Origin of the sequence: Virgisporangium aurantiacum, assembly GCF_016863635.1 — a bacterium.
Classification (GTDB): Bacteria; Actinomycetota; Actinomycetes; order Mycobacteriales; family Micromonosporaceae; genus Virgisporangium; species Virgisporangium aurantiacum.
Genome location: NZ_BOPG01000061.1, coordinates 86,531 through 104,512 on the forward strand (window position 1 = coordinate 86,531; position 17,982 = coordinate 104,512).

Here is a 17,982-nt window from a genome sequence, read left to right on the forward strand (position 1 = left end):
TGGCGTGGGTCGCTGGGAGCCAGACGCGGGTGGCCGGCTCCGCGAGGCGGCGCTGGACCTCTACGTCGAGCGCGGGTACGAACAGACCACCGTGGCCGAGATCGCCCAGCGGGCCGGGCTCACCGCGCGCACGTTCTTCCGGCACTTCGCCGACAAGCGCGAGGTGCTGTTCGCGAACTCGTCGGCGCTGACGGAACGGCTCGTCGGCGCGCTGGCGGCGGCGCCGCTCACCGCGTCACCGATGGAGGCCGTCGCGGCGGCCCTGGACGCCGCCGCGGAGATCCTCGGCCAGAACCACGCGTTCTCCAGCCGGCGCCAGGGGGTGATCGAGGCCAACGCCGAACTGCGCGAGCGCGAGCTGATCAAGCTGGCGACGCTCGCCGACGCCCTCGCCGACGGCCTGCGCGGGCGCGGCGTCGGCGAGCCCGACGCGAGCCTCGCCGCCCAGGCCGGGATCGTGGTGATGCGGGTCGCGTTCGAGCGCTGGGTCGCCGGGCCGGGCGACGGCGACCTCGCGGCGGCGATGCGCCGGTCGCTGGAGCGCCTGAAAACCGTGGCGACAACCCGGTGACGCGGCGGTACCCTCCGGTCATGACCTCCTTCGGAACCCTCCTTCTCCGCGGGCCGTGCTGATCTCCTGATCCGCACGGCCGGCCCCTCCCGCGAAGCGCGAAGAGGGGCTTTTTTGTACCCAGAAACGAGGGGGAGCCATGGATTTCGACAGCTGGACGCGCTACTGGGACGAGCACGGGACGCACGAGGCCGGCGGCGCCGACGATCCCCGCGAGCGCCGTTACGTCGTGAGCATGTACCCGTACCCGTCCGGCGACCTGCACATGGGACACGGGGAGGTCTACCCGATCGGCGACGCCATCGCGCGGTACGCCCGGCTGCGCGGCGCGAACGTGCTGCACCCGATCGGCTGGGACTCGTTCGGGCTGCCGGCCGAGAACGCCGCGGTACGCCGTGGCCTGGACGCCCGCGCGTGGACCTACGCCAACATCGACACCCAGGCGGAGGGCTTCCGGCGGCTGGGGATCTCGGTCGACCCGCGGACCCGGCTGCACACGTCGGACCCGGAGTACTACCGCTGGAACCAGTGGCTGTTCCTGCGGATGTACGAGCGGGGGCTGGCCTACCGCGCGGAGGCGCCGGTCAACTGGTGCCCGGTCGACCGCACCGTCCTGGCCAACGAACAGGTGGTGCGGGGTCACTGCGAACGGTGCGGTGCCGAGGTGACGCAGCGCAGCCTGACCCAGTGGTTCTTCCGCATCACCGCGTACGCCCGCCGGCTGCTGGACGACATGACCCAACTGGAAGCCGGCTGGCCCGCCGAGGTCCTGGCCATGCAGCGCAACTGGATCGGCTACGCCGAGGACACCGGGACCTACCGGCTGCGGGACTGGCTGGTGTCGCGGCAACGGTACTGGGGCACCCCGATCCCGATCATCCATTGTGGACGATGCGGCGAGGTGCCCGTCCCCGATGAAGCGCTGCCGGTGCGCCTGCCGGACGAGGGGTACGACCTGCGACCGCCCGACGGCCGGTCGCCGCTGGCGAGCGCGGAGCACTGGGTCCACGTGAGCTGCCCCGCGTGCGCCGGTGACGCCCGCCGCGACACCGACACCATGGACACGTTCGTCGACTCGTCGTGGTACTTCCTGCGCTACCCCGATCCGTCCTATGTGGACGGACCGGCGAACCCGGCCGGCATCGACCGGTGGCTGCCGGTGGACCACTACGTCGGCGGCCGCGGGCACGCGACCGCGCATCTGCTGTACGCGCGGTTCATGACGAAGGTACTGCACGACCTGGGCCTGCTGCCGTTCACCGAACCGTTCCGCCGGCTGACCACCCCGGGCCAGGTCACCATGAACGGCAAGGCGATGAGCAAGACCCTGGGCAACGTGGTGAACCTGGGCGACCAGCTGGACCGCCACGGCCCCGACGCGGTGCGCGTCACGATGCTGTTCGCCGGGGCGCCGGAGGACGACATCGACTGGGCCGACGTGGCGCCGGCCGCCGCGGTGAAGTGGCTGGCCCGCGTCGAGCGCCTGGTGGAATCCGTGGAATCCGTGGAATCGGTGGGCCCGGCCGCCACGAGCGACGAGACCACGAGACGCGCGGTGCACCGGCTGATCGCCGACGTCACCGGGCTGATGGAGCGCACCCGGCTGAACGTCGCGATCGCCCGCCTGATGGAGCTGACCACGCTGCTGGCACGGGCCGACATCCCCGATCGCGACGGGGTCGAGGCGCTGCTGCGGATGCTGGCCTGCGTCGCGCCGTTCACCGCCGAGGAGTGCTGGGCCCGGCTGGGTCACCCGCCCCCGGTGCTGGCCGCCGGCTGGCCCGACGCCGACCCCGCCCTGCTGACCGAGGAGGCGGTGACGTGCGTGGTGCAGGTCGACGGCAGGGTCCGGGACCGGCTGTCGGTGCCACCCGGCATCACCGACGCCGACCTGCGCGTCCTGGCCCTGCGGTCGGAGCGGGTGCGGCAGGCGATCGACGGCGCCGCGGTACGCAGGGTTGTGGTGAAGGCGCCGAAGGTGGTCAACATAGTGACGTGACGGTGCGCGAAGCGGTGATCGGGTTCCTGCGGAGCGTCGGGGTCGACGCCATCTTCGGCAACCCCGGCTCCACCGAGCTACGGATGCTGCGGGACTGGCCGGACGACCTCACCTACGTCCTCGGGCTGCAGGAGTCGGTGGTGGTCGCCACCGCCGCCGGCTACGCGATCGGCACCGGCCGCGCGGCGTTCGTGAGCCTGCACTCGGCCGGCGGCGTCGGGCACGCGCTCGGATCGGTCTTCACCGCGTACCGCGACCGGGTGCCGCTGCTGATCCTCGCCGGCCAGCAGACCCGCGGGATGCTGCCGACGCGCCCGTTCCTCGCCGCCGACGAGCCGGCCGCCTTTCCCCGCCCGTACGTCAAGTGGAGCGCCCAGCCGAGCCGGGCCGAGGACGTGCCGGCCGCGCTGGCCGAGGCGTACCGGGTCGCGATGACGCCGCCGCGCGGCCCGGTGTTCCTGTCGGTGCCCGAGGACGACTGGGACGCGCCGGCCGAGCCGGTTCCGGTCCGCGCCGTGCACGCCGACTTCGTCGGCGATCCGGCCGGCCTGCGCGCGGTGGCCGACGCGCTCGACCGGGCGGAGGCGCCGGCGCTGGTGATCGGCGCCGGCGTCGACCAGGAGGGCGCGCAGGACCTCGCCGTCGCCCTCGCCGAGCGGACCCGCGCGGCGGTGTGGATCGGACCGATGTCGGGCCGGTCCGGGTTCCCCGAGGACCACCGGCTGTTCCAGGGCTTCCTGCCGCCCGTGCGCGACCAACTCGCGACGGCCCTGCAGAACCACGACGTCGTCGTGGCGCTGGGCGCGCCGGTGTTCCGGTACCACGTCCACGCCGGCGGGCCGTTCCTCCCCGACGGCACCCGCCTGTTCCAGCTCGACTGCGACCCGTCCGACGCGGCGTGGGCACCGGTCGGCACGAGCATTCTCACCACGGTGAAGGCCGGCCTGGCGGTCCTGCTCGACCTGGTCGCGGAGCGCGACCGGCCGGACCCGCCGGTCCGGGCGCGCCCGGAGCCGGCACGTGCGGAGGACCCGGTGCGCGCGGCGTTCGTCGTCGACACTCTGCGCCGGCTCATGCCGCCAGGCGCCGTGCTGGTCGAGGAGGCGCCCAGCCACCGGGAGGTGCTGCACCGGCGGCTGCCGGTCACCCGTCCCGGCGGGTTCGTCACGACGGGCAGCGGGTCGCTGGGCTGGGGGCTTCCGGTGGCCGTCGGGCGGGCGCTCGCATCGGGCGGTGAGCGCGTGGTGTGCCTGCTCGGTGACGGGTCGACGATGTACTCGGTGCAGGCGCTGTGGACGGCCGCACGGCACCGCGTCCCGGTGACGTTTGTCGTGTTGAACAACCACGGCTACGCGGCCGTGCGGCAGTTGGGCGAGCGGCTCGACGTCAAGGACCCGCCGGGTACGGAGCTCGAGGGCATCGACTTCGTCGGGGTGGCGCGCGGGCTCGGCTGCCCCGGGCACCGCGTCACCGGCGCGGCCGACCTGGAACCGGTGCTGCGCGCCGCGCTCGCGGCCGACGGCCCGGTGCTCGTGGAGGTTCCGGTGGCCGACGACGAGGCACCCGGCTATGTCCGCCCGCCGGGATAGGGGAGGATCGGCCTGATGCTGAGCCGCCGTTCCCTCCTGCTCGCCGGTGCCGCCGGGCTCGTCGCCGCGTCCGGCGCGGCCTGCGGCGACGACGAGGAACCCGCTGCCGGTGCCAGCCCCGCGCCGTCCGCGTCCGCCGCGGGGCAGGTCGTCCCCGCCGCGCCGGCCGGCCCGGACGCCGAACGGGTCGCCCAGTTCCGGCTGCCGAGTCCGGGCGCGCCCGGGGGGCTCGACTGGAACCCGACGGGTGACCTGCTCGCGGTCACCGGGCCGGGCCAGATCGCGCTGTTCCCGGCCGGTGGCGGCGCCGCGGTGGTCGCGGCAAAGGCACACGGGACGTCGATGGCGAACTCGGTCTCCTGGGCGCCCGACGGTAGCCGTTTCGTGACCGTCGGCACCGACAGCGTCCTCCAGTTCTGGAGCGCCGACGGCGCGCCCACCCGATCGCTGCAGTTGAAGGGCGTCGAGCGGCACGGCGTGGTGCGCTGGTCGCCGACCGGGAAGCTGCTCGCCGTCTCGACCGGCAACACCCCCATGGTCGTCGACGTCTCGGCCGGCGCACCGGGTACGCCGGTCGCCGGCACCAAGGTCGAGGTGCTCTACGAGATCGCGTGGGCACCCGACGGCGCCTCGTACTACGCGGCCGGCGTCAGCGGCGTGACCCGCAACCCGGTCCCGTCCGGCCCGCCGACGGCGACGCTCACCGACGCGGCCGTGCGGGTGTGGCGGTCGGTCGCCGTGGCGCCCGACGGTCGGGTGGTCGTCGCGGCCCGGCCCGCGCAGGGCGCTCCCGGACCCAGCGGGGGAGCGGCACCACCCGACGTCCGGGACCTGATCCGCGTCTACAACCCCGACCTCGTCACGTTCGGGCCGCCGTTCGACCTGCCGGCCGGCGCCTCCACCGTCACCGCGATGCGGTTCTCGCCCGACGGGAAGCGCGTCGTGATCGGCTTCCAGCAGGGTCCGGTCGGCATCTGGGAGGTCACCGGCACGCAGGGCCGCTACGTCGGCGGCTACCGGGGGCACGGGCAGCCCGGCGCCGGCGGCTACGGCCTGGCCTGGCAGCCGGGCACCGACCGGGTCGCCTCGCTCGACGCCGACGGCAGCGTCCACCTCTGGCACATAAATTCCTGAGCCGGTTTGTCGAATCCGGGTCGGGCCGTGCGTCATGACCCCGACCATCGGTACCGAGGAAGGATGACGTCATGGAGTACGCAGTGCTGATCTACGGCGACGAGAAGGCGTGGGCGGCCCGCACCGAGGAGGAGCTGCGGGACCTCGACGCGCGGCACAAGCGGTTCGCCGCGCTGGTCGCCGAGCGGGGCACGATGCGCGCGGGGCGCGAGCTCGCGTCGGTGGCCTCGGCCACGACGGTGCGCAAGCAGGGAGACGGGGTGAGCGTCACCGACGGGCCGTTCGCGGAGACCGCCGAGGTGCTGGGCGGCCTGTACCTCGTGGAGGCGGCCGACCTCGACGAGGTGACCGCCTGGGTCCGCGTGCTGCCGGAGGCGACGATCGAGATCCGGCCGATCGCCTGATGACCGACGCGGTGGAGCAGGCGTACCGGGAGCACTGGGCACGCCTGCTCGCCCTCCTCGTCACCCGGCTGCGGCGCTTCGACCTCGCCGAGGAGAGCCTCCAGGACGCGTACGTCGCCGCCGCCCGCACCTGGCCGGACCAGGGCGTCCCGGCGAACCCGGCCGGCTGGCTGATGACGGCCGCCCGCCGCCGCGCCCTCGACCTGCTGCGCCGCGAGGACTCCGACCGCCGCCGGCTGCCGCTGCTCGTCACCGACGAGGTCCCGGTGGAACCGTCGATGGAACTGGAGGATCCCGACGGCATCACCGACGAGCGCCTGCGCCTGCTCTTCGCCTGCTGCCACCCCGCGCTGCCGGCCGACGCCCGGGCGGCGCTGATGCTGCGGTTCGGCGCCGGCCTGACGACCGCCGAGATCGCCCGCCTGTTCCTGGTGCAGGAGCCGACCATGGCCGCCCGCCTGACCCGCGCCAAGACCAAGATCGCGCAGGCCGGCATCCCGCTTCGCCAGCCGACCGCCGCCGACCTGCCGGCCCGCCTCGACGTGCTGCTGGCCGTGGTGTACCTGCTGTTCAGCGAGGGGTACCGGGCAACCACCGGTACCGATCTGCACCGGCCGCGGCTGGCCGCGGAGGCGATCCGCCTCGGCTACCTGCTCGGTGAGCTGCTGCCGGCGCACGGCGAGACCGTCGCGTTGCTCGCGCTGATGATCCTGCAGAACGCGCGGCGGGACGCCCGCACCGACGCTCACGGCCGGCTCGTGCGCCTGGGTGACCAGGACCGCGTCCGCTGGCACCACGACGAGATCGCCCGCGGTCTCGGCCTGCTCGACGCGCTCGGAAACGGGGCGCCGACGGGCGAGTACCACCTGCAGGCCCTGATCGCCGCCGAACACGTGCGCCCGGACGGCCCGGACTGGCACCGCGTCGCCCTGCTCTACGCGGACCTGGAACGCCGCACCGGTTCACCGGTGGTGCGGCTGAACCGCGCGGTGGCCGTCACCGAGGCCGGGTCGCCCGAGGCGGCCCTGACCCTCCTCGACGGCCTCGACGCCGCACTGCCCCGCAATCACCTCGTGCCGGCGACGCGGGCCGAGGTCCTCCTCCGGATCGGCAGTCGCGACGAAGCGGCGGCCGAGTTCGACAAGGCGCTCGCCCTGGTCCGCACCGGAACCGAACGCGAGCACCTCGAACGCCGCCGCGCCGGCCTCTGACTCAGTTCTGCGGGCGCAGGCGTAGTCCGTGCATTCCGCCGTCGACCGACAGCACGGTGCCCGTGGTGGCGCTGGCGAGCGGGCTGGCCAGGTAGCCGATCGCGGCGGCGACCTCGTCGGCCGAGACCATGCGGCCGGTCGGCTGGCGGGCGTTGAGCGCGGCCAGTTCCGCGTCGGGGTCGTCGGCCTGCGCGAGCAGCCGCCGGATCCACGGGGTGTCGGCGGTTCCCGGGTTCACGCAGCAGACCCGGATCCCCTCCCGCACGTGGTCGGCCGCCATCGCCGCCGTCAGCGACTGCACCGCGCCCTTGCTGGCGCTGTACAGGGCGCGGTCGGGCAGGCCGGTGTGCGCCGCGATCGAGCACGTGTTGACGATCGCCGCGTGCTCCGACCGGCGCAGGTGCGGCAGCGCCGCCCGGCTGACCCGGGCCATGCCGACCACGTTGACGTCGAGCACCCGGTGCCACTCCTCGTCGGAGTTGTCCTCGACCGTGCCGACGGCTCCGATCCCGGCGTTGTTGACCAGGATGTCCAACTGGCCGAGCCGCTCGACGGCTTCGGCCACGCCGGCGCGCACGGTCGCGTCGTCGGTGACGTCGGCGACGATCCCGATGAGCGGCTCGGGCAGGCCGTCGATGTTCAGGTCGAGACAGGCGACCCGCGCACCGCGCGCGCTGAGGAACGTCGCGGTGGCCAGGCCGATACCGGACGCCCCACCGGTGACGATCGCGGCCAGCCCGTCGAATTCCCCGGTCATCAAGCGGCTCCGAACGTCTGGCGCTGCCGGCCGAGGCCGTCGATCTCCAGTTCCACCACGTCGCCGGCGCGCAGGTACGGCTTGGGCTCCGGCTGCCCGAGGGCGACGCCGGACGGCGTACCGGTGTTGATCAGGTCGCCCGGGTACAGCGTCATGAACCGGCTGAGGTACCGCACGATCTCGCCGACGCCGAACACCATGTCGGCGGTGGACCCGTTCTGCTTCCGCTCGCCGTTGACCCACAGCCGCAGGCCCAGCGCCTGCGGGTCGGGCACCTCGTCGGCGGTGACCAGCCACGGGCCGAGCGGGTTGAACGTCTCGCAGTTCTTGCCCTTGTCCCACTGGCCGCCGCGCTCGAGCTGGAACTCCCGCTCGCTGACGTCGTGCGACAGCACGTAGCCGGCCACGTGCGCGAGCCCCTCCTCGACCGAGTCGAGGTAGCGCGCGGTGCGGCCGATCACCACACCGAGCTCGACCTCCCAGTCGGTCTTCGTGCTGTCGCGCGGGACGAGCACCGTGTCGTCGGGCCCGACGATCGTGTCGGGGGCCTTCATGAACAGCACCGGCTCGGTCGGCGTCGGCTGGCCGGTCTCGGCGGCGTGCTCGTGATAGTTCATGCCGATGCAGACGATCTTTCCGGGACGGTTCAGCGGCGGACCGTACCGGCCACCCGCGTCGACGACCGGCAGATCGCCGAGGGCGGGACCGTTCCCCGCGGCGACCGCCGCGACGAACTCCGGATCGATGTCGGCGGTGACGGACGACAGGTCGACCAGGCGGCCGTCGTCGAGGACCGCGACCGGACGCTCGGCACCCGGCAGACCCACACGTGCAAGCTTCACGTTGAGCACCCTACCTGCGATCTTGGACCCGTCGCGCCCGCAGGGCCCGGACCCCGAGCACCCCCACGGTCGTCCCGATGACGAGCGACGCACCGATCAGCAATGCGTGCACCCACAGGAACGAGGTCGGTGTGTCCCCCGACCAGGCCCGGTCGTCGTTCCAGATCGCCAGCCCGAACCGGGGCCAGATCACCCACGTCCACACCCCGACGCCGACCAGGAAGAACGCCCACCCACGGCTCAGCACCATGTGCCCTACCGTATGCGCCGAGGCCACCGGCTACGGCTGCGAGGGTGCTGCCGGGACGAACGCGTCAGCCGGCCCTGGCCACGGCCGCGACCAGCGAAACGAGCGCGGCGGCCAGGAGCACGGTGCCGGCCGGCGCGCCGGTGGCGGCGCTGACCGGGATCGACCACCGCCCCGCCACCGGAACCGCCGCGATCGCGATCACGGTGACCGCCGCGGCCACCACGTGCACCAACGGGTACTCGAGCAGCACCGCGACCGGGAACAGGTGCAGGCCGACGATCAGCGCGACCCACGGCGGGATGAGCTCGGACCGTTTTAACACCGCGAGGAGCACCGCGCCGAGCGCGGCCAGGCCGAACTCGATGCCGACGACGATGCCGAACGCCCTGCTGGTGTCCTCGTCGAAGGCGGTGGTCTCCGACCAGAGCCGCCACGTGAGGAGGCCACCGACGGCGGCAATGACCATCGACCCGATCGACCCGGTCAGGAGGAGCGGACCCCATCCCGCCGGCGGGTCGTCCTGTGCCCAGCCGAACCAGGCCGCGGCGAAGAAGCCGAAGATCGCCGCCGTCGCGGCGGTGTCGCGGACGTAATCCGTGATCATCGGTCCTCCGGCCGTAGGTGCGGCCAGCGTATCGAAGACGGTCGTGATCGGAGTCCCGGTCAGCCGGGGAGCAGGCCGGTGTCGGTGATGCGGTCGCGCATCGAGCGGCGCTCCAGCGCGTCGAACACCTCGGCGACGAGCGCGCTCAGCGGCATGGACAGCTCGGCCTCCAGTGCCGTCGCGGCCGTCGCGGTGGCGGTCCACTCGGCGTCGAGCGTGGGGAGCAGGCGTTCGGCCTCGGCGGTCAGGGCGACGATGCGGTGCCGGGCGTCGCTGCCGGGGGTGAGCGTCACCAGGTCCTGGCGGGCCATCTGGGCGACGGTCTGGCTCGCGGCCGAGTGGGTGACGCCGATCGCCGTCGCCAGGTCGCGGATCGACTGCGGCCCGGTCGCGGCGATCGTGCGGATGTAGGCCACGTACCGGGGACGGATGTGGGCGAGCCCGAGGTCGGCGTAGATCGAGCCGAGGTCGCGGTCGAACACGTCGAGGAGGTGCTGGAGGCGGGTCCCCAGAAATTCGGGACCGGGGCGAGATGTCACAGTGCTAATATAACAGCGCTTATACATCCGACCTGGAGGCGCCCCGATGGAACCCGACGCACAGGGCCTGCTCGACGTCGGCGACGGCAACCTCGTCTTCTGGGAGGCCGGCGGAAGTCCGCACGGCAAGCCGGCGCTGATCGTGCACGGCGGCCCCGGCAGCCCGTCCGACGGCCTCGGCCGGTACTTCGACCCGGCGCGGTACCGCGTGGTCAACTTCCACCAGCGCGGCTGCGGGAAGAGCCGGCCGAGCGCGCTCGACCCGGCCACCGACATGCGGTCCAACACCACCGCGCACCTCATCGCCGACATGGAGCGGCTGCGCGAACACCTCGGCATCGAGACGTGGCTGCTGTTCGGCGGCTCCTGGGGGTCCACGCTGATCCTGGCCTACGCGGAGCGGTACCCGCACCGGGTCTCGGAGATCGTGCTGATCGGCGTCACCACGTCGCGCCCGGCCGAGGGCGAGTGGCTGTACCAGGGCGTCGGCAGGTTCCTCCCGGCCGAGTGGGAAAGCTTCCGGGACGGTGTGCCGCCCGCCGATCGCACCGACCTGCCCGCCATCCTGCGCGGGTACGCGACGCTGATGGCCGACCCCGATCCCGAGGTGCGCCGGCGGGCCGCCGTCACCTGGGTCACGTGGGAGGACGCGGTGATCGGCCACGAGTCGAACGGCAAGCCCGACAGCTACAGCGACCAGCCGCTCGACGACCTCCTGACGATGGTGCGCATCTGCGCCCACTACTTCTCGAACAACGTGTTCCTCGACGGCGACATCATCCTGCGCGAGGCGCACAAGCTGGCCGGCATTCCCGCGGTCCTGATCCACGGCCGCCTCGACCTGAGCTCCCCGCTCGACACCGCCTGGCAGCTCACGAAGGTGTGGCCCGCGGCCGACCTGGTGGTCGTCGACGACGCCGGCCACACCGGCAGCGCCGCCATGAGCGACGCGATCCGCGCGGCCGTCGACCGGTTCAGCCGAGCGTAAGGGGACGCACCGGCGCGACGTCGTCCGCGGACCGGCCGGTCGCCGCGCGCAGGAGTCGGGCGTGGTCCCAGCCGGTGGTACGGACCACCTCCGTCCACTGTGGACCGAACAGCAACCGGAACACGACCGCCGCCGCCGGCCCGGTGAGCCAGGACCCGGCGGAGACCGCGTCGGCGAGGTCGAGGCCGTGCACGGCCACCTCGACCACGCGGGTCACCAGGAAATCGGGCAGCGTCATGGCGTCGCCGTGGCGGGTACGCACGAGCCGGCCTTCGGGAGCGCCGGAGGCGGCCGCCAGCGTCTGCCGGCACACCGTCGCCAGGTCGGCGGCCGCCTCGGCGGGGCCGGCCAGGGCGTCCGATTGTGCGGCCGCGACGCGCGCGGCGTCCACCTCGGGGTCGAACCGGTGATCGGGCCGGAAGTAGCCGGCGGCATCGACCTCGGCGGCGCCGGGCGCCGGCAGGGCGAGCATCTCCGGAACGCGGGCGAACCCGGTGCGCACGTGCGACACGAGATCGCCGCAGGTCCACGGCGCGCACCGGGTCGGTCTAGACCAGTCCACTGTGGACAGTGCGGCCACGCCCGCGGTGAACGCCGCACCCTCGTCCGCCAATGCATTGAAGATCAACGGGTCCATGGTCGACAGCGTACGTCCGACGGCGTGTCGGTAACGACTCGCCGACGACCGTGTGTCCGAACCCGAACCGATGTTGACACCTCCCCGTAACACGGGCAGAATCCCTTGGGAGCGCTCCCATGGGAGCGCTCCCGCCGCCGGAGGTAGCCACCCATGTCTCTGGATCAACTTGCCCTGGATCACAGCGTCCTGCCGCCTACCTGGACGCCGCCCGCCGCACCGGTCCGGGAACTGGTCTGGACCATGGACCGCGCCACCCACGACAGCGTCGCATCGGTGCACGGGTTCACGTTCCGCCTGACCGGCGACGTGAATCCGATCGCTTTGGCGGCCGCACTCACCGACGTTCTCGAGCGGCACGACGCCCTGCGGTTGACCACGGTGATGGTCAACCGCAGGCGTCGACAGCAGGTGGAGCCGGTGGGTGCCCCGTTGGACCTGATCGACCTGCGGGGGGTGGATTCCGCCCAGCGGCTCGACCGCGCCCGGGCGGTGCTGGCGACGGTGCTCGAACGGCCGTTCAACCTGGCCCGGCCGCCGTTCCTCCGCGCGGTGCTGCTGCGGCTGGCCGAGCGCGAACGGATGCTGGGCCTGAGCATGCACCACGTCCTCTGCGACGGGACGTCGACGGGCCGCCTGCTCGACGACCTGTTCGAGGCGTACCGGGCGGCCACCGCCGCGACACAGGTGCGCCTGCGGTTCCCCGACTACGAACACCGCGTGCCGTGCGACCGGCACCGGATCGTAGGCGGAGGTGCGGCGAACCTACCGACGACCCGGGTCGGCCGGATGGATCAGCGCGGGGAGGCGCCCCGTCCGGCAGGCACGACTCCGGGATCGGGACAGGACGGCGGCCCGTCAGGGCCGCCGTCCTGCTCACGAAACGGACGGATCACCGCAGTCGCTTCTTGAGGACCTTGCCGGATCCGGTGCGCGGCAACGAGTCCACGAACACCACCGACTTCGGCACCTTGTACTTCGCGATGCGTCCGGCGAGGAAGTCGAGCAGTTCCGCCGGGTCGGCCGGCGAGGCGAGCACCACGAACGCCCGCCCGACCTCGCCCCACTTCTCGTCGGGCACGCCGACCACCGCGCACTCGGCCACCGCCGGGTGCGCGTAGAGCGCGTCCTCGACCTCCGCCGGATAGATGTTCTCGCCGCCCGAGATGATCAGATCCTTGACCCGGTCGCGGATGTAGGCGAAGCCCTCGTCGTCGAGCACCGCGATGTCGCCGGTGCGCAGCCACCCGTCGGGGGAGAGGACCTCGGCGGTCGCGTCGGGCAGCCCCCAGTAGCCGGCCATCACGTTCGGCCCCTCGGTGAGGATCTCGCCGGGCTCGCCGGTGTCCACAATGGACCCGTCGGCGCGCACCACGCGCACGTCGCCGAAGAACACCGACGTGCCGGCCGAGCCCGCCTTCCGGGCGCTGTCGTCGGCGCGCAGGTACGTCACGCCGGGTGCGGCCTCCGACAACCCGTAGCCCTGCAGGAACGTCAGGCCGCGTCGTTGGTAGGTCTCGATCAGCGCGGCGGGAACGGGCGCGCCGCCGCACGACACGGAGCGCAGCGACGACAGGTCGGCCGCGTCCCAGCCCGGTGACCGGGCGAGCATCTGGTACTGCGCCGGCACGCCGAACGTGTACGTCACGCCGTACCGCTCGATCAGCTCCAGCGTGGCGGCGGGGTCGAACGCGCTCATGAGCACCGACCTGCCCCCCTTGAGGAACGTCGGCAGCACGGTCATGTTCAGCGCGGCGACGTGGAACATCGGCGCGTTCACGAGCGTCACCTCGGTGCTCGTGAGGTCGATGTCGAGCAGCAGGTTCACCGAGTTCCACGCGATGTTGGCGTGGGTGAGCATCGCGCCCTTGGGGCGTCCGGTGGTGCCGGAGGTGAACATGATCATGCAGACGTCGGTGTCGGCCACGTCGACGTCGAGCGGATCTGCGGGTGCGTCATCGAGATCGAGGCCGTCGAGGGCGAGGCGCGCGGGGACGTCGCGGAGATCGTCCACAATGGACAAAGGCGCGTGGACGAGCACAGCGGCGCCGCTGTCGGCGAGGATGTACGCGAGTTCCGGGGCGGCGAGGCGGGTGTTCAGCGGCACGAAGATCGCGCCCAGGAGGCCGGTGGCGAACAACGTCTCCAGGAACGCCGGGTGGTTCGGGCCGAGGTAGGCGACCCGGTCCCCCTTCGTCACGCCGCGCTCGGCGAGCACGTGTGCCATGGCGTTGGCGCGCGAGGAGACCTCGGCGAACGTCCACTCGCGACCGTCGTGCACCACGGCCACCCAGTGCGGCGACATCCGCGCCCGCCGGGCCGCCCACGATCCCACCCCGTGGTTACGCATCCGGCACCAGTCCCAACAGTCGCGCGGCGTTGTCCTTCAGGATGCGGGGCCGCACGTCCGGCTTGATGTCGAGGGTGTCGAAGTCCCTGAGCCAGCGGTCCGGCGTCAGCACCGGGTAGTCGGACCCGAACAGCACCTTGTCCTTCAGCAGCGTGTTGGCGTACCGCACCAGTTGCGGCGGGAAGTACTTCGGCGACCAGCCCGACAGGTCGATGTGGACGGTCGGCTTGTGCGTGGCCACGGCGAGCGCCTCGTCCTGCCACGGGAACGACGGGTGCGCGATCACGATCTTCAGGCCGGGGAAGTCGGCCGCCACGTCGTCGAGGGCGAGCGGGTTCGAGTACTTGAGCCGGATGCCGCCACCGCCGGGCAGGCCGGCGCCGATCCCGGTCTGTCCACTGTGGAACAGCGCGACCATGCCGTGCTCCTGCAGCACCTCGTACACCGGGTACACCGCGCGGTCGTCGGGGTGGAACGCCTGGATGCTCGGGTGGAACTTGAACCCCTTCACGTTCGGCAGCGCCGCCAGCCTGGCCGCGGCCGCGACGGCGTCCCGGCCGTGCGGATCCACGCTCGCGAACGGGATCAGCACGTCGGCGTGCTTCGCGCACTCCTCGGCCACCTCGTCGCTGGACACCGGCGGGTGCCCGGTGGCGGTTTCGGCGTCCACCGTGAACACCACCGCGGCCATCCGCCGCTCGCGGTAGTAGGCGGCGATGTCGGCGATCGACGGCTTCCGCTCACCGGCCACCTTGAAGTGCGCGGCCGAACCGTCCATGAGGGACGGTGGCAGTGACGGGTGCCCGTCGCGGGAGACCTCCGCGTGCGTGTGCATGTCGATGGCGACGATGTCGTCCAGGTTGATCACTTCGCCGCAACTTTCGGACGGGGGCGCAGTCGGTCGATCGCGGGCACGATACCGCGCGGCAGGAACAGCACGACGAGCACGAGCAGCAACGCGTAGACCGCGTACGACAGCACGCTCGGCGCGTACTCGGGCATCCCCGGCCGCGTGCCGATGTTGGTGAGCACCTGCACCAGCACCGTGATCGCGGCGGCGCCGACGACCGGACCCACGATCGTGCCCAGCCCGCCGACCACGGCCATCACCACGAACTCGATCGAGAGCAGCACCGGGAACGACGCCGGCCCGAGATAGCCGAGGTAGTAGCAGTAGATGCCGCCGGCGAGCCCGGCCATGGCCGCCGACAGGGCGAACACCGCGAGCCGGTAGCGGCCCACCGGCACGCCGCTCGCGCCGGCCGCGGTCTCGCTCGTGGCCAGCGCCCGCAGCCCGCGCCCGGCCCGCGAGTCGATGAGGTGACGGGTGACCACGAGCGTCACCGCCAGCGCCGCGACGGCGAGGTAGGCGTACTCGACGTCCTCGCGGAACTCGAACCCGCCGACCGACAGCCGGGGGATGCCCTGCAGGCCGATCGCGCCGCCGGCCCAGTCGCCCTTCGACAGCAGCGACAGCAGGATCAGCTGCATCGCGAGCGTCGCGAACGCCAGCGCGTGGCCGCGCAGTCGCAGCAGCGGCAGGCCGATGAGGAACGCGGCCGTGGCGGCGACCAGCGGCGCGGCGAGCAGGCCCAGGACCGGGGCGGTGCCGTGCGTCGACAGGAGACCGGCGGTGTAGGCGCCGATCGCGTAGAACGACGCCTGCCCGAGGGACACCTGACCGGCGTAGCCCATCAGCAACGAGAGCCCGGCGACGACGATCGCCGCGAGCACCAGCAGGATGAACACCGCGAGGTGCTTCTCCGGCAGCACCGCCGGCACCACGAGCAGCACCACGACCACGGCGGCCAGCGCTTTCACGTGACCTCCTCGACCACGCCGACCCGCCGCGCGGACTGCACGATCATGACCGCGAGCATCAGCAGCAACGCCACCTCCAACTGGTACGCCCCGCCGCCCCACCCGGCGATGAGGGTCTGCGCGACGCCGAGCAGCAGCCCGCCCGCGAGCGTGACCGCCGGCCGGGTCAGCCCGCCGATGATCGCCGCCGCGAACCCGTTGACGATCAGCGTGACGTCGCTGTCGAACGTCACCTGCTGCGCGGGCGTGACGAGCACCCCGGCCAGGCCGCCGAGCGCGCCGCCGAGCGCGAACGCCACCAGGCCCATCCGGGTGACGTCGATGCCCACGATCCGCGCGGCGTGCGGGTTCGACGCGCACGCCGACAGCGCCTTGCCCACGTCGGTGCGCGCGAAGAACACCGCCATCGCCGCGAAGACCGGAACCGTCACCGCGACGACGAACAGGTACTGCCACGGCACCCGGGCGTCCCCGATGGACAGTGCGCCCGGGATCCCGGGGAACGAGCGCGGCTGGTCGCCCCAGACGAGCACCTCGACCGCGTACGCGAACACGCCCAGCCCCAACGTGACGATCAGCGAAGCGGCCGGCGTGGTGCCCGGCTTGCCGATCGCCACCAGGCCGACGAGGAGCCCGACGACCGCACCGACCACGACCGCGAGCCCCTCGGCGGCGACGTGCGGCACCCCGGAGGCGAGCAGGCTCGACGCCGACAGCGCCGCGACGACCGCGAACGCGCCCTGCGCGAAGTTGACCACGTGGGTGACCCGGTAGATCGCCACCAGGCCGCTGCCCACCAACGCATACCCGGCACCGATGCCGAGCCCGGTGAGCACATAGGCGAGGAACTGGCTCACGTGGTCGCTCCGCCGAGATACGCCGCCGCGACGGCGGAGGAACCGGCCAGTTCCGCCGACGGTCCGTGGAGGACGATCCGGCCCGCCTCCAGCACGTACGCCCGCATGCACAGCTCCAGCGCGAGCCGCGCGTTCTGCTCGATGAGCAGCACGGCGATGCCGCGGGACGCGTTGAGCTCGCGCAGGTGCGTGACGAGGTCGGCCACCACGAGCGGCGCCAGCCCGAGCGACAGCTCGTCGACCACCAGCACGTCGGGGCGGGCCATCAACGCCCGCCCCACGCTGACCATCTGCTGCTGACCGCCGGACAGCAGGCCGGCCTTCTGCCGCCGCACCCGCACCAGGTCGGGCAACAGCTCGTAGATCGCCGACGTGTCCCGCCCGCGCCGCCCGTTGCGCCAGCCGCCGAGCCGCAGGTTGTCGTCGACGCTCAGGTCGGGGAACACCTCCCGGCCCTCGGGCACCACGGCGATCCGGCCCCGCACCTCGTACCGACCGGCAGCCGGCCGCACGATCCCGGCGAGCGTGTTGACGAGCGTGGACTTCCCGGCGCCGTTCGGTCCGATGAGCGCGACGAGCTCGCCGGCGTCGACGTACAGGTCCACCCCGTCGAGCGCGGTGGCCGCCCCGTACCGGACCACGAGGCCTTCGACCGCGATCATGTGGTCACCTCCGAGGTCTTCCCCAGGTACGCCGCGACCACCTTGGGGTCCGCTCGCACCTCGGCCGCCGTGCCGTCCGCGATGACCGCGCCCAGGTCGAGGACGGTGACGCGGTCGACCAGCCGCATCACGAACCCGACGTCGTGCTCGACCAGCAGCATGGTGAGACCGTCCACATGCAACTGTCCGATGAGGACGGACAGCCGCTCGCGCTCGGCGGCGCGCAGCCCCGACGCCGGCTCGTCGAGCAGCAGCAGCTTCGGCTGCCCGCACAGCGCGCGGGCGACCTGCAGCGCCCGCTGCTGGCCCAGCGGCAGCGCCTCGGCCGGCCGGTCGGCCCAGTCGGCGAGTCCGGTGCGCTCCAGGCATTCCACCGCGCGGGACCGGATCGCGCGCTCGGCCCGGAAGTGCCGCGGCAGGCGCAGTACCGCGGAGAGGAAGCCGGAGTCGAACGACGCGTGCGCGCCGACCATCACGTTCTCCAGCGCGGTCATCCCGCGGAAGATGCGGGCGCCCTGGAACACCACCGCGATGCCCAGCGCGGCGCGACGGTGCGGCGGCAACCGGTCGATCCGGGTGCCGCCGAACGTCACCGTGCCGCTGTCGGCGGCGAGCTGGCCGCCGATCACGTTGAACAGCGTGGACTTGCCGGCGCCGTTGGGCCCGATGATCCCGCGCAATTCGCCGTCCGCGACGTCGAGGTCGACGTCGCGGACGGCATAGACACCGCCGAAGGACCGGGAGACGCCGGCGAGTGTCAGCACGAC

Annotated in this window: 20 protein-coding genes; 8 read left to right on the plus strand and 12 right to left on the minus strand. The window is 72.8% G+C overall.

All coding sequences use genetic code 11. The features are described from left to right. The first annotated feature begins 4 nt into the window (after positions 1–4). The 6 genes from Vau01_RS42005 (at position 5) to Vau01_RS42030 (ending at position 6,908) form a co-directional block, all read left to right on the plus strand. Complete coding sequence (locus Vau01_RS42005; RefSeq protein WP_204005556.1) at positions 5–571, plus strand: TetR/AcrR family transcriptional regulator; 567 nt, start codon at positions 5–7, stop codon at positions 569–571. 139 nt (positions 572–710) lie between these two features. Beyond that, entirely contained in the window at positions 711–2,570 is a 1,860-nt protein-coding gene (locus tag Vau01_RS42010) for a leucine--tRNA ligase (RefSeq protein WP_204005557.1), read from the plus strand. Beyond that, positions 2,567–4,159: a benzoylformate decarboxylase gene (mdlC, locus tag Vau01_RS42015; protein ID WP_204005559.1), complete on the plus strand. Its 1,593-nt coding sequence runs from the start codon at positions 2,567–2,569 to the stop codon at positions 4,157–4,159. The genes Vau01_RS42010 and mdlC overlap by 4 nt, the downstream gene beginning before the upstream one ends. A 15-nt stretch (positions 4,160–4,174) precedes the next feature. After that, entirely contained in the window at positions 4,175–5,293 is a 1,119-nt protein-coding gene (locus Vau01_RS42020; RefSeq protein WP_204005561.1) for a WD40 repeat domain-containing protein, read from the plus strand. A gap of 71 nt (positions 5,294–5,364) precedes the next feature. Further along, positions 5,365–5,697 (plus strand): YciI family protein, encoded by a 333-nt coding sequence (locus Vau01_RS42025; protein WP_204005562.1) that lies wholly within the window; start codon positions 5,365–5,367, stop codon positions 5,695–5,697. Further along, the gene (locus Vau01_RS42030) at positions 5,697–6,908 is read left to right on the plus strand and encodes an RNA polymerase sigma factor (RefSeq protein WP_204005563.1); all 1,212 of its coding nucleotides are present in this window, start codon (positions 5,697–5,699) and stop codon (positions 6,906–6,908) included. Before Vau01_RS42025 ends, Vau01_RS42030 begins: the two co-directional genes overlap by 1 nt. A 1-nt stretch (position 6,909) precedes the next feature. Here the strand turns inward: Vau01_RS42030 and Vau01_RS42035 are convergent, their stop codons facing one another. From Vau01_RS42035 to Vau01_RS42055, 5 genes are all read right to left on the minus strand, one after another. Further along, positions 6,910–7,665, minus strand: coding sequence for an SDR family NAD(P)-dependent oxidoreductase (locus Vau01_RS42035; RefSeq protein ID WP_204005564.1), 756 nt, complete (start codon positions 7,663–7,665; stop codon positions 6,910–6,912). After that, positions 7,665–8,507: a fumarylacetoacetate hydrolase family protein gene (locus Vau01_RS42040; protein ID WP_204005565.1), complete on the minus strand. Its 843-nt coding sequence runs from the start codon at positions 8,505–8,507 to the stop codon at positions 7,665–7,667. The genes Vau01_RS42035 and Vau01_RS42040 overlap by 1 nt, the downstream gene beginning before the upstream one ends. A gap of 10 nt (positions 8,508–8,517) precedes the next feature. Beyond that, entirely contained in the window at positions 8,518–8,757 is a 240-nt protein-coding gene (locus tag Vau01_RS42045; protein ID WP_204005566.1) for an SCO4848 family membrane protein, read from the minus strand. A 64-nt stretch (positions 8,758–8,821) separates the two neighbouring features. Then, positions 8,822–9,361, minus strand: a complete 540-nt coding sequence (locus Vau01_RS42050; RefSeq protein WP_204005567.1) for a hypothetical protein — start codon at positions 9,359–9,361, stop codon at positions 8,822–8,824. A gap of 59 nt (positions 9,362–9,420) precedes the next feature. Continuing rightward, entirely contained in the window at positions 9,421–9,900 is a 480-nt protein-coding gene (locus Vau01_RS42055; RefSeq protein ID WP_204005568.1) for a MarR family winged helix-turn-helix transcriptional regulator, read from the minus strand. A gap of 46 nt (positions 9,901–9,946) precedes the next feature. Between Vau01_RS42055 and pip the strand changes: the two genes are divergently transcribed. After that, the gene (gene pip, locus Vau01_RS42060; protein ID WP_204005570.1) at positions 9,947–10,888 is read left to right on the plus strand and encodes a prolyl aminopeptidase; all 942 of its coding nucleotides are present in this window, start codon (positions 9,947–9,949) and stop codon (positions 10,886–10,888) included. Here the strand turns inward: pip and Vau01_RS42065 are convergent. Next, positions 10,875–11,525, minus strand: a complete 651-nt coding sequence (locus Vau01_RS42065; protein ID WP_204005572.1) for a maleylpyruvate isomerase N-terminal domain-containing protein — start codon at positions 11,523–11,525, stop codon at positions 10,875–10,877. The two genes, pip and Vau01_RS42065, sit on opposite strands and share 14 nt — an antisense overlap. Positions 11,526–11,678: 153 nt before the next feature. Between Vau01_RS42065 and Vau01_RS42070 the strand changes: the two genes are divergently transcribed. Continuing rightward, a complete protein-coding gene (locus Vau01_RS42070) occupies positions 11,679–12,437 on the plus strand; it encodes a condensation domain-containing protein (RefSeq protein WP_204005574.1) in 759 nt (252 codons plus the stop codon). On the opposite strand, the gene Vau01_RS42075 is transcribed toward Vau01_RS42070, so the two are convergent. The 6 genes from Vau01_RS42075 to Vau01_RS42100 are packed head-to-tail and all read right to left on the minus strand — an operon-like array spanning position 12,418 to position 17,979. After that, a complete protein-coding gene (locus tag Vau01_RS42075) occupies positions 12,418–13,875 on the minus strand; it encodes an acyl-CoA synthetase (RefSeq protein WP_204005575.1) in 1,458 nt (485 codons plus the stop codon). The two genes, Vau01_RS42070 and Vau01_RS42075, sit on opposite strands and share 20 nt — an antisense overlap. Then, positions 13,868–14,743: an amidohydrolase family protein gene (locus Vau01_RS42080; RefSeq protein WP_444546050.1), complete on the minus strand. Its 876-nt coding sequence runs from the start codon at positions 14,741–14,743 to the stop codon at positions 13,868–13,870. The genes Vau01_RS42075 and Vau01_RS42080 overlap by 8 nt, the downstream gene beginning before the upstream one ends. Beyond that, positions 14,740–15,696 (minus strand): branched-chain amino acid ABC transporter permease, encoded by a 957-nt coding sequence (locus tag Vau01_RS42085; protein WP_239152288.1) that lies wholly within the window; start codon positions 15,694–15,696, stop codon positions 14,740–14,742. Before Vau01_RS42085 ends, Vau01_RS42080 begins: the two co-directional genes overlap by 4 nt. After that, entirely contained in the window at positions 15,693–16,553 is an 861-nt protein-coding gene (locus tag Vau01_RS42090; RefSeq protein WP_204005576.1) for a branched-chain amino acid ABC transporter permease, read from the minus strand. The genes Vau01_RS42085 and Vau01_RS42090 overlap by 4 nt, the downstream gene beginning before the upstream one ends. After that, positions 16,550–17,215: an ABC transporter ATP-binding protein gene (locus Vau01_RS42095; protein WP_204005577.1), complete on the minus strand. Its 666-nt coding sequence runs from the start codon at positions 17,213–17,215 to the stop codon at positions 16,550–16,552. Before Vau01_RS42095 ends, Vau01_RS42090 begins: the two co-directional genes overlap by 4 nt. Next, positions 17,212–17,979 (minus strand): ABC transporter ATP-binding protein, encoded by a 768-nt coding sequence (locus Vau01_RS42100; RefSeq protein ID WP_204005578.1) that lies wholly within the window; start codon positions 17,977–17,979, stop codon positions 17,212–17,214. The genes Vau01_RS42095 and Vau01_RS42100 overlap by 4 nt, the downstream gene beginning before the upstream one ends. Between the last annotated feature and the right edge of the window lie 3 nt (positions 17,980–17,982).

Coding starts and splice junctions, on each gene's coding strand:
- Vau01_RS42095 (WP_204005577.1), bottom strand. CDS start 17,215: ATGATCGCGGTCGAAGGCCTCGTGGTCCGGTACGGGGCGGCCACCGCG.
- Vau01_RS42035 (WP_204005564.1), bottom strand. CDS start 7,665: ATGACCGGGGAATTCGACGGGCTGGCCGCGATCGTCACCGGTGGGGCG.
- Vau01_RS42020 (WP_204005561.1), top strand. CDS start 4,175: ATGCTGAGCCGCCGTTCCCTCCTGCTCGCCGGTGCCGCCGGGCTCGTC.
- Vau01_RS42025 (WP_204005562.1), top strand. CDS start 5,365: ATGGAGTACGCAGTGCTGATCTACGGCGACGAGAAGGCGTGGGCGGCC.
- Vau01_RS42010 (WP_204005557.1), top strand. CDS start 711: ATGGATTTCGACAGCTGGACGCGCTACTGGGACGAGCACGGGACGCAC.
- Vau01_RS42075 (WP_204005575.1), bottom strand. CDS start 13,875: ATGCGTAACCACGGGGTGGGATCGTGGGCGGCCCGGCGGGCGCGGATG.
- Vau01_RS42070 (WP_204005574.1), top strand. CDS start 11,679: ATGTCTCTGGATCAACTTGCCCTGGATCACAGCGTCCTGCCGCCTACC.
- Vau01_RS42030 (WP_204005563.1), top strand. CDS start 5,697: ATGACCGACGCGGTGGAGCAGGCGTACCGGGAGCACTGGGCACGCCTG.
- pip (WP_204005570.1), top strand. CDS start 9,947: ATGGAACCCGACGCACAGGGCCTGCTCGACGTCGGCGACGGCAACCTC.
- Vau01_RS42050 (WP_204005567.1), bottom strand. CDS start 9,361: ATGATCACGGATTACGTCCGCGACACCGCCGCGACGGCGGCGATCTTC.
- Vau01_RS42045 (WP_204005566.1), bottom strand. CDS start 8,757: ATGGTGCTGAGCCGTGGGTGGGCGTTCTTCCTGGTCGGCGTCGGGGTG.
- Vau01_RS42065 (WP_204005572.1), bottom strand. CDS start 11,525: ATGGACCCGTTGATCTTCAATGCATTGGCGGACGAGGGTGCGGCGTTC.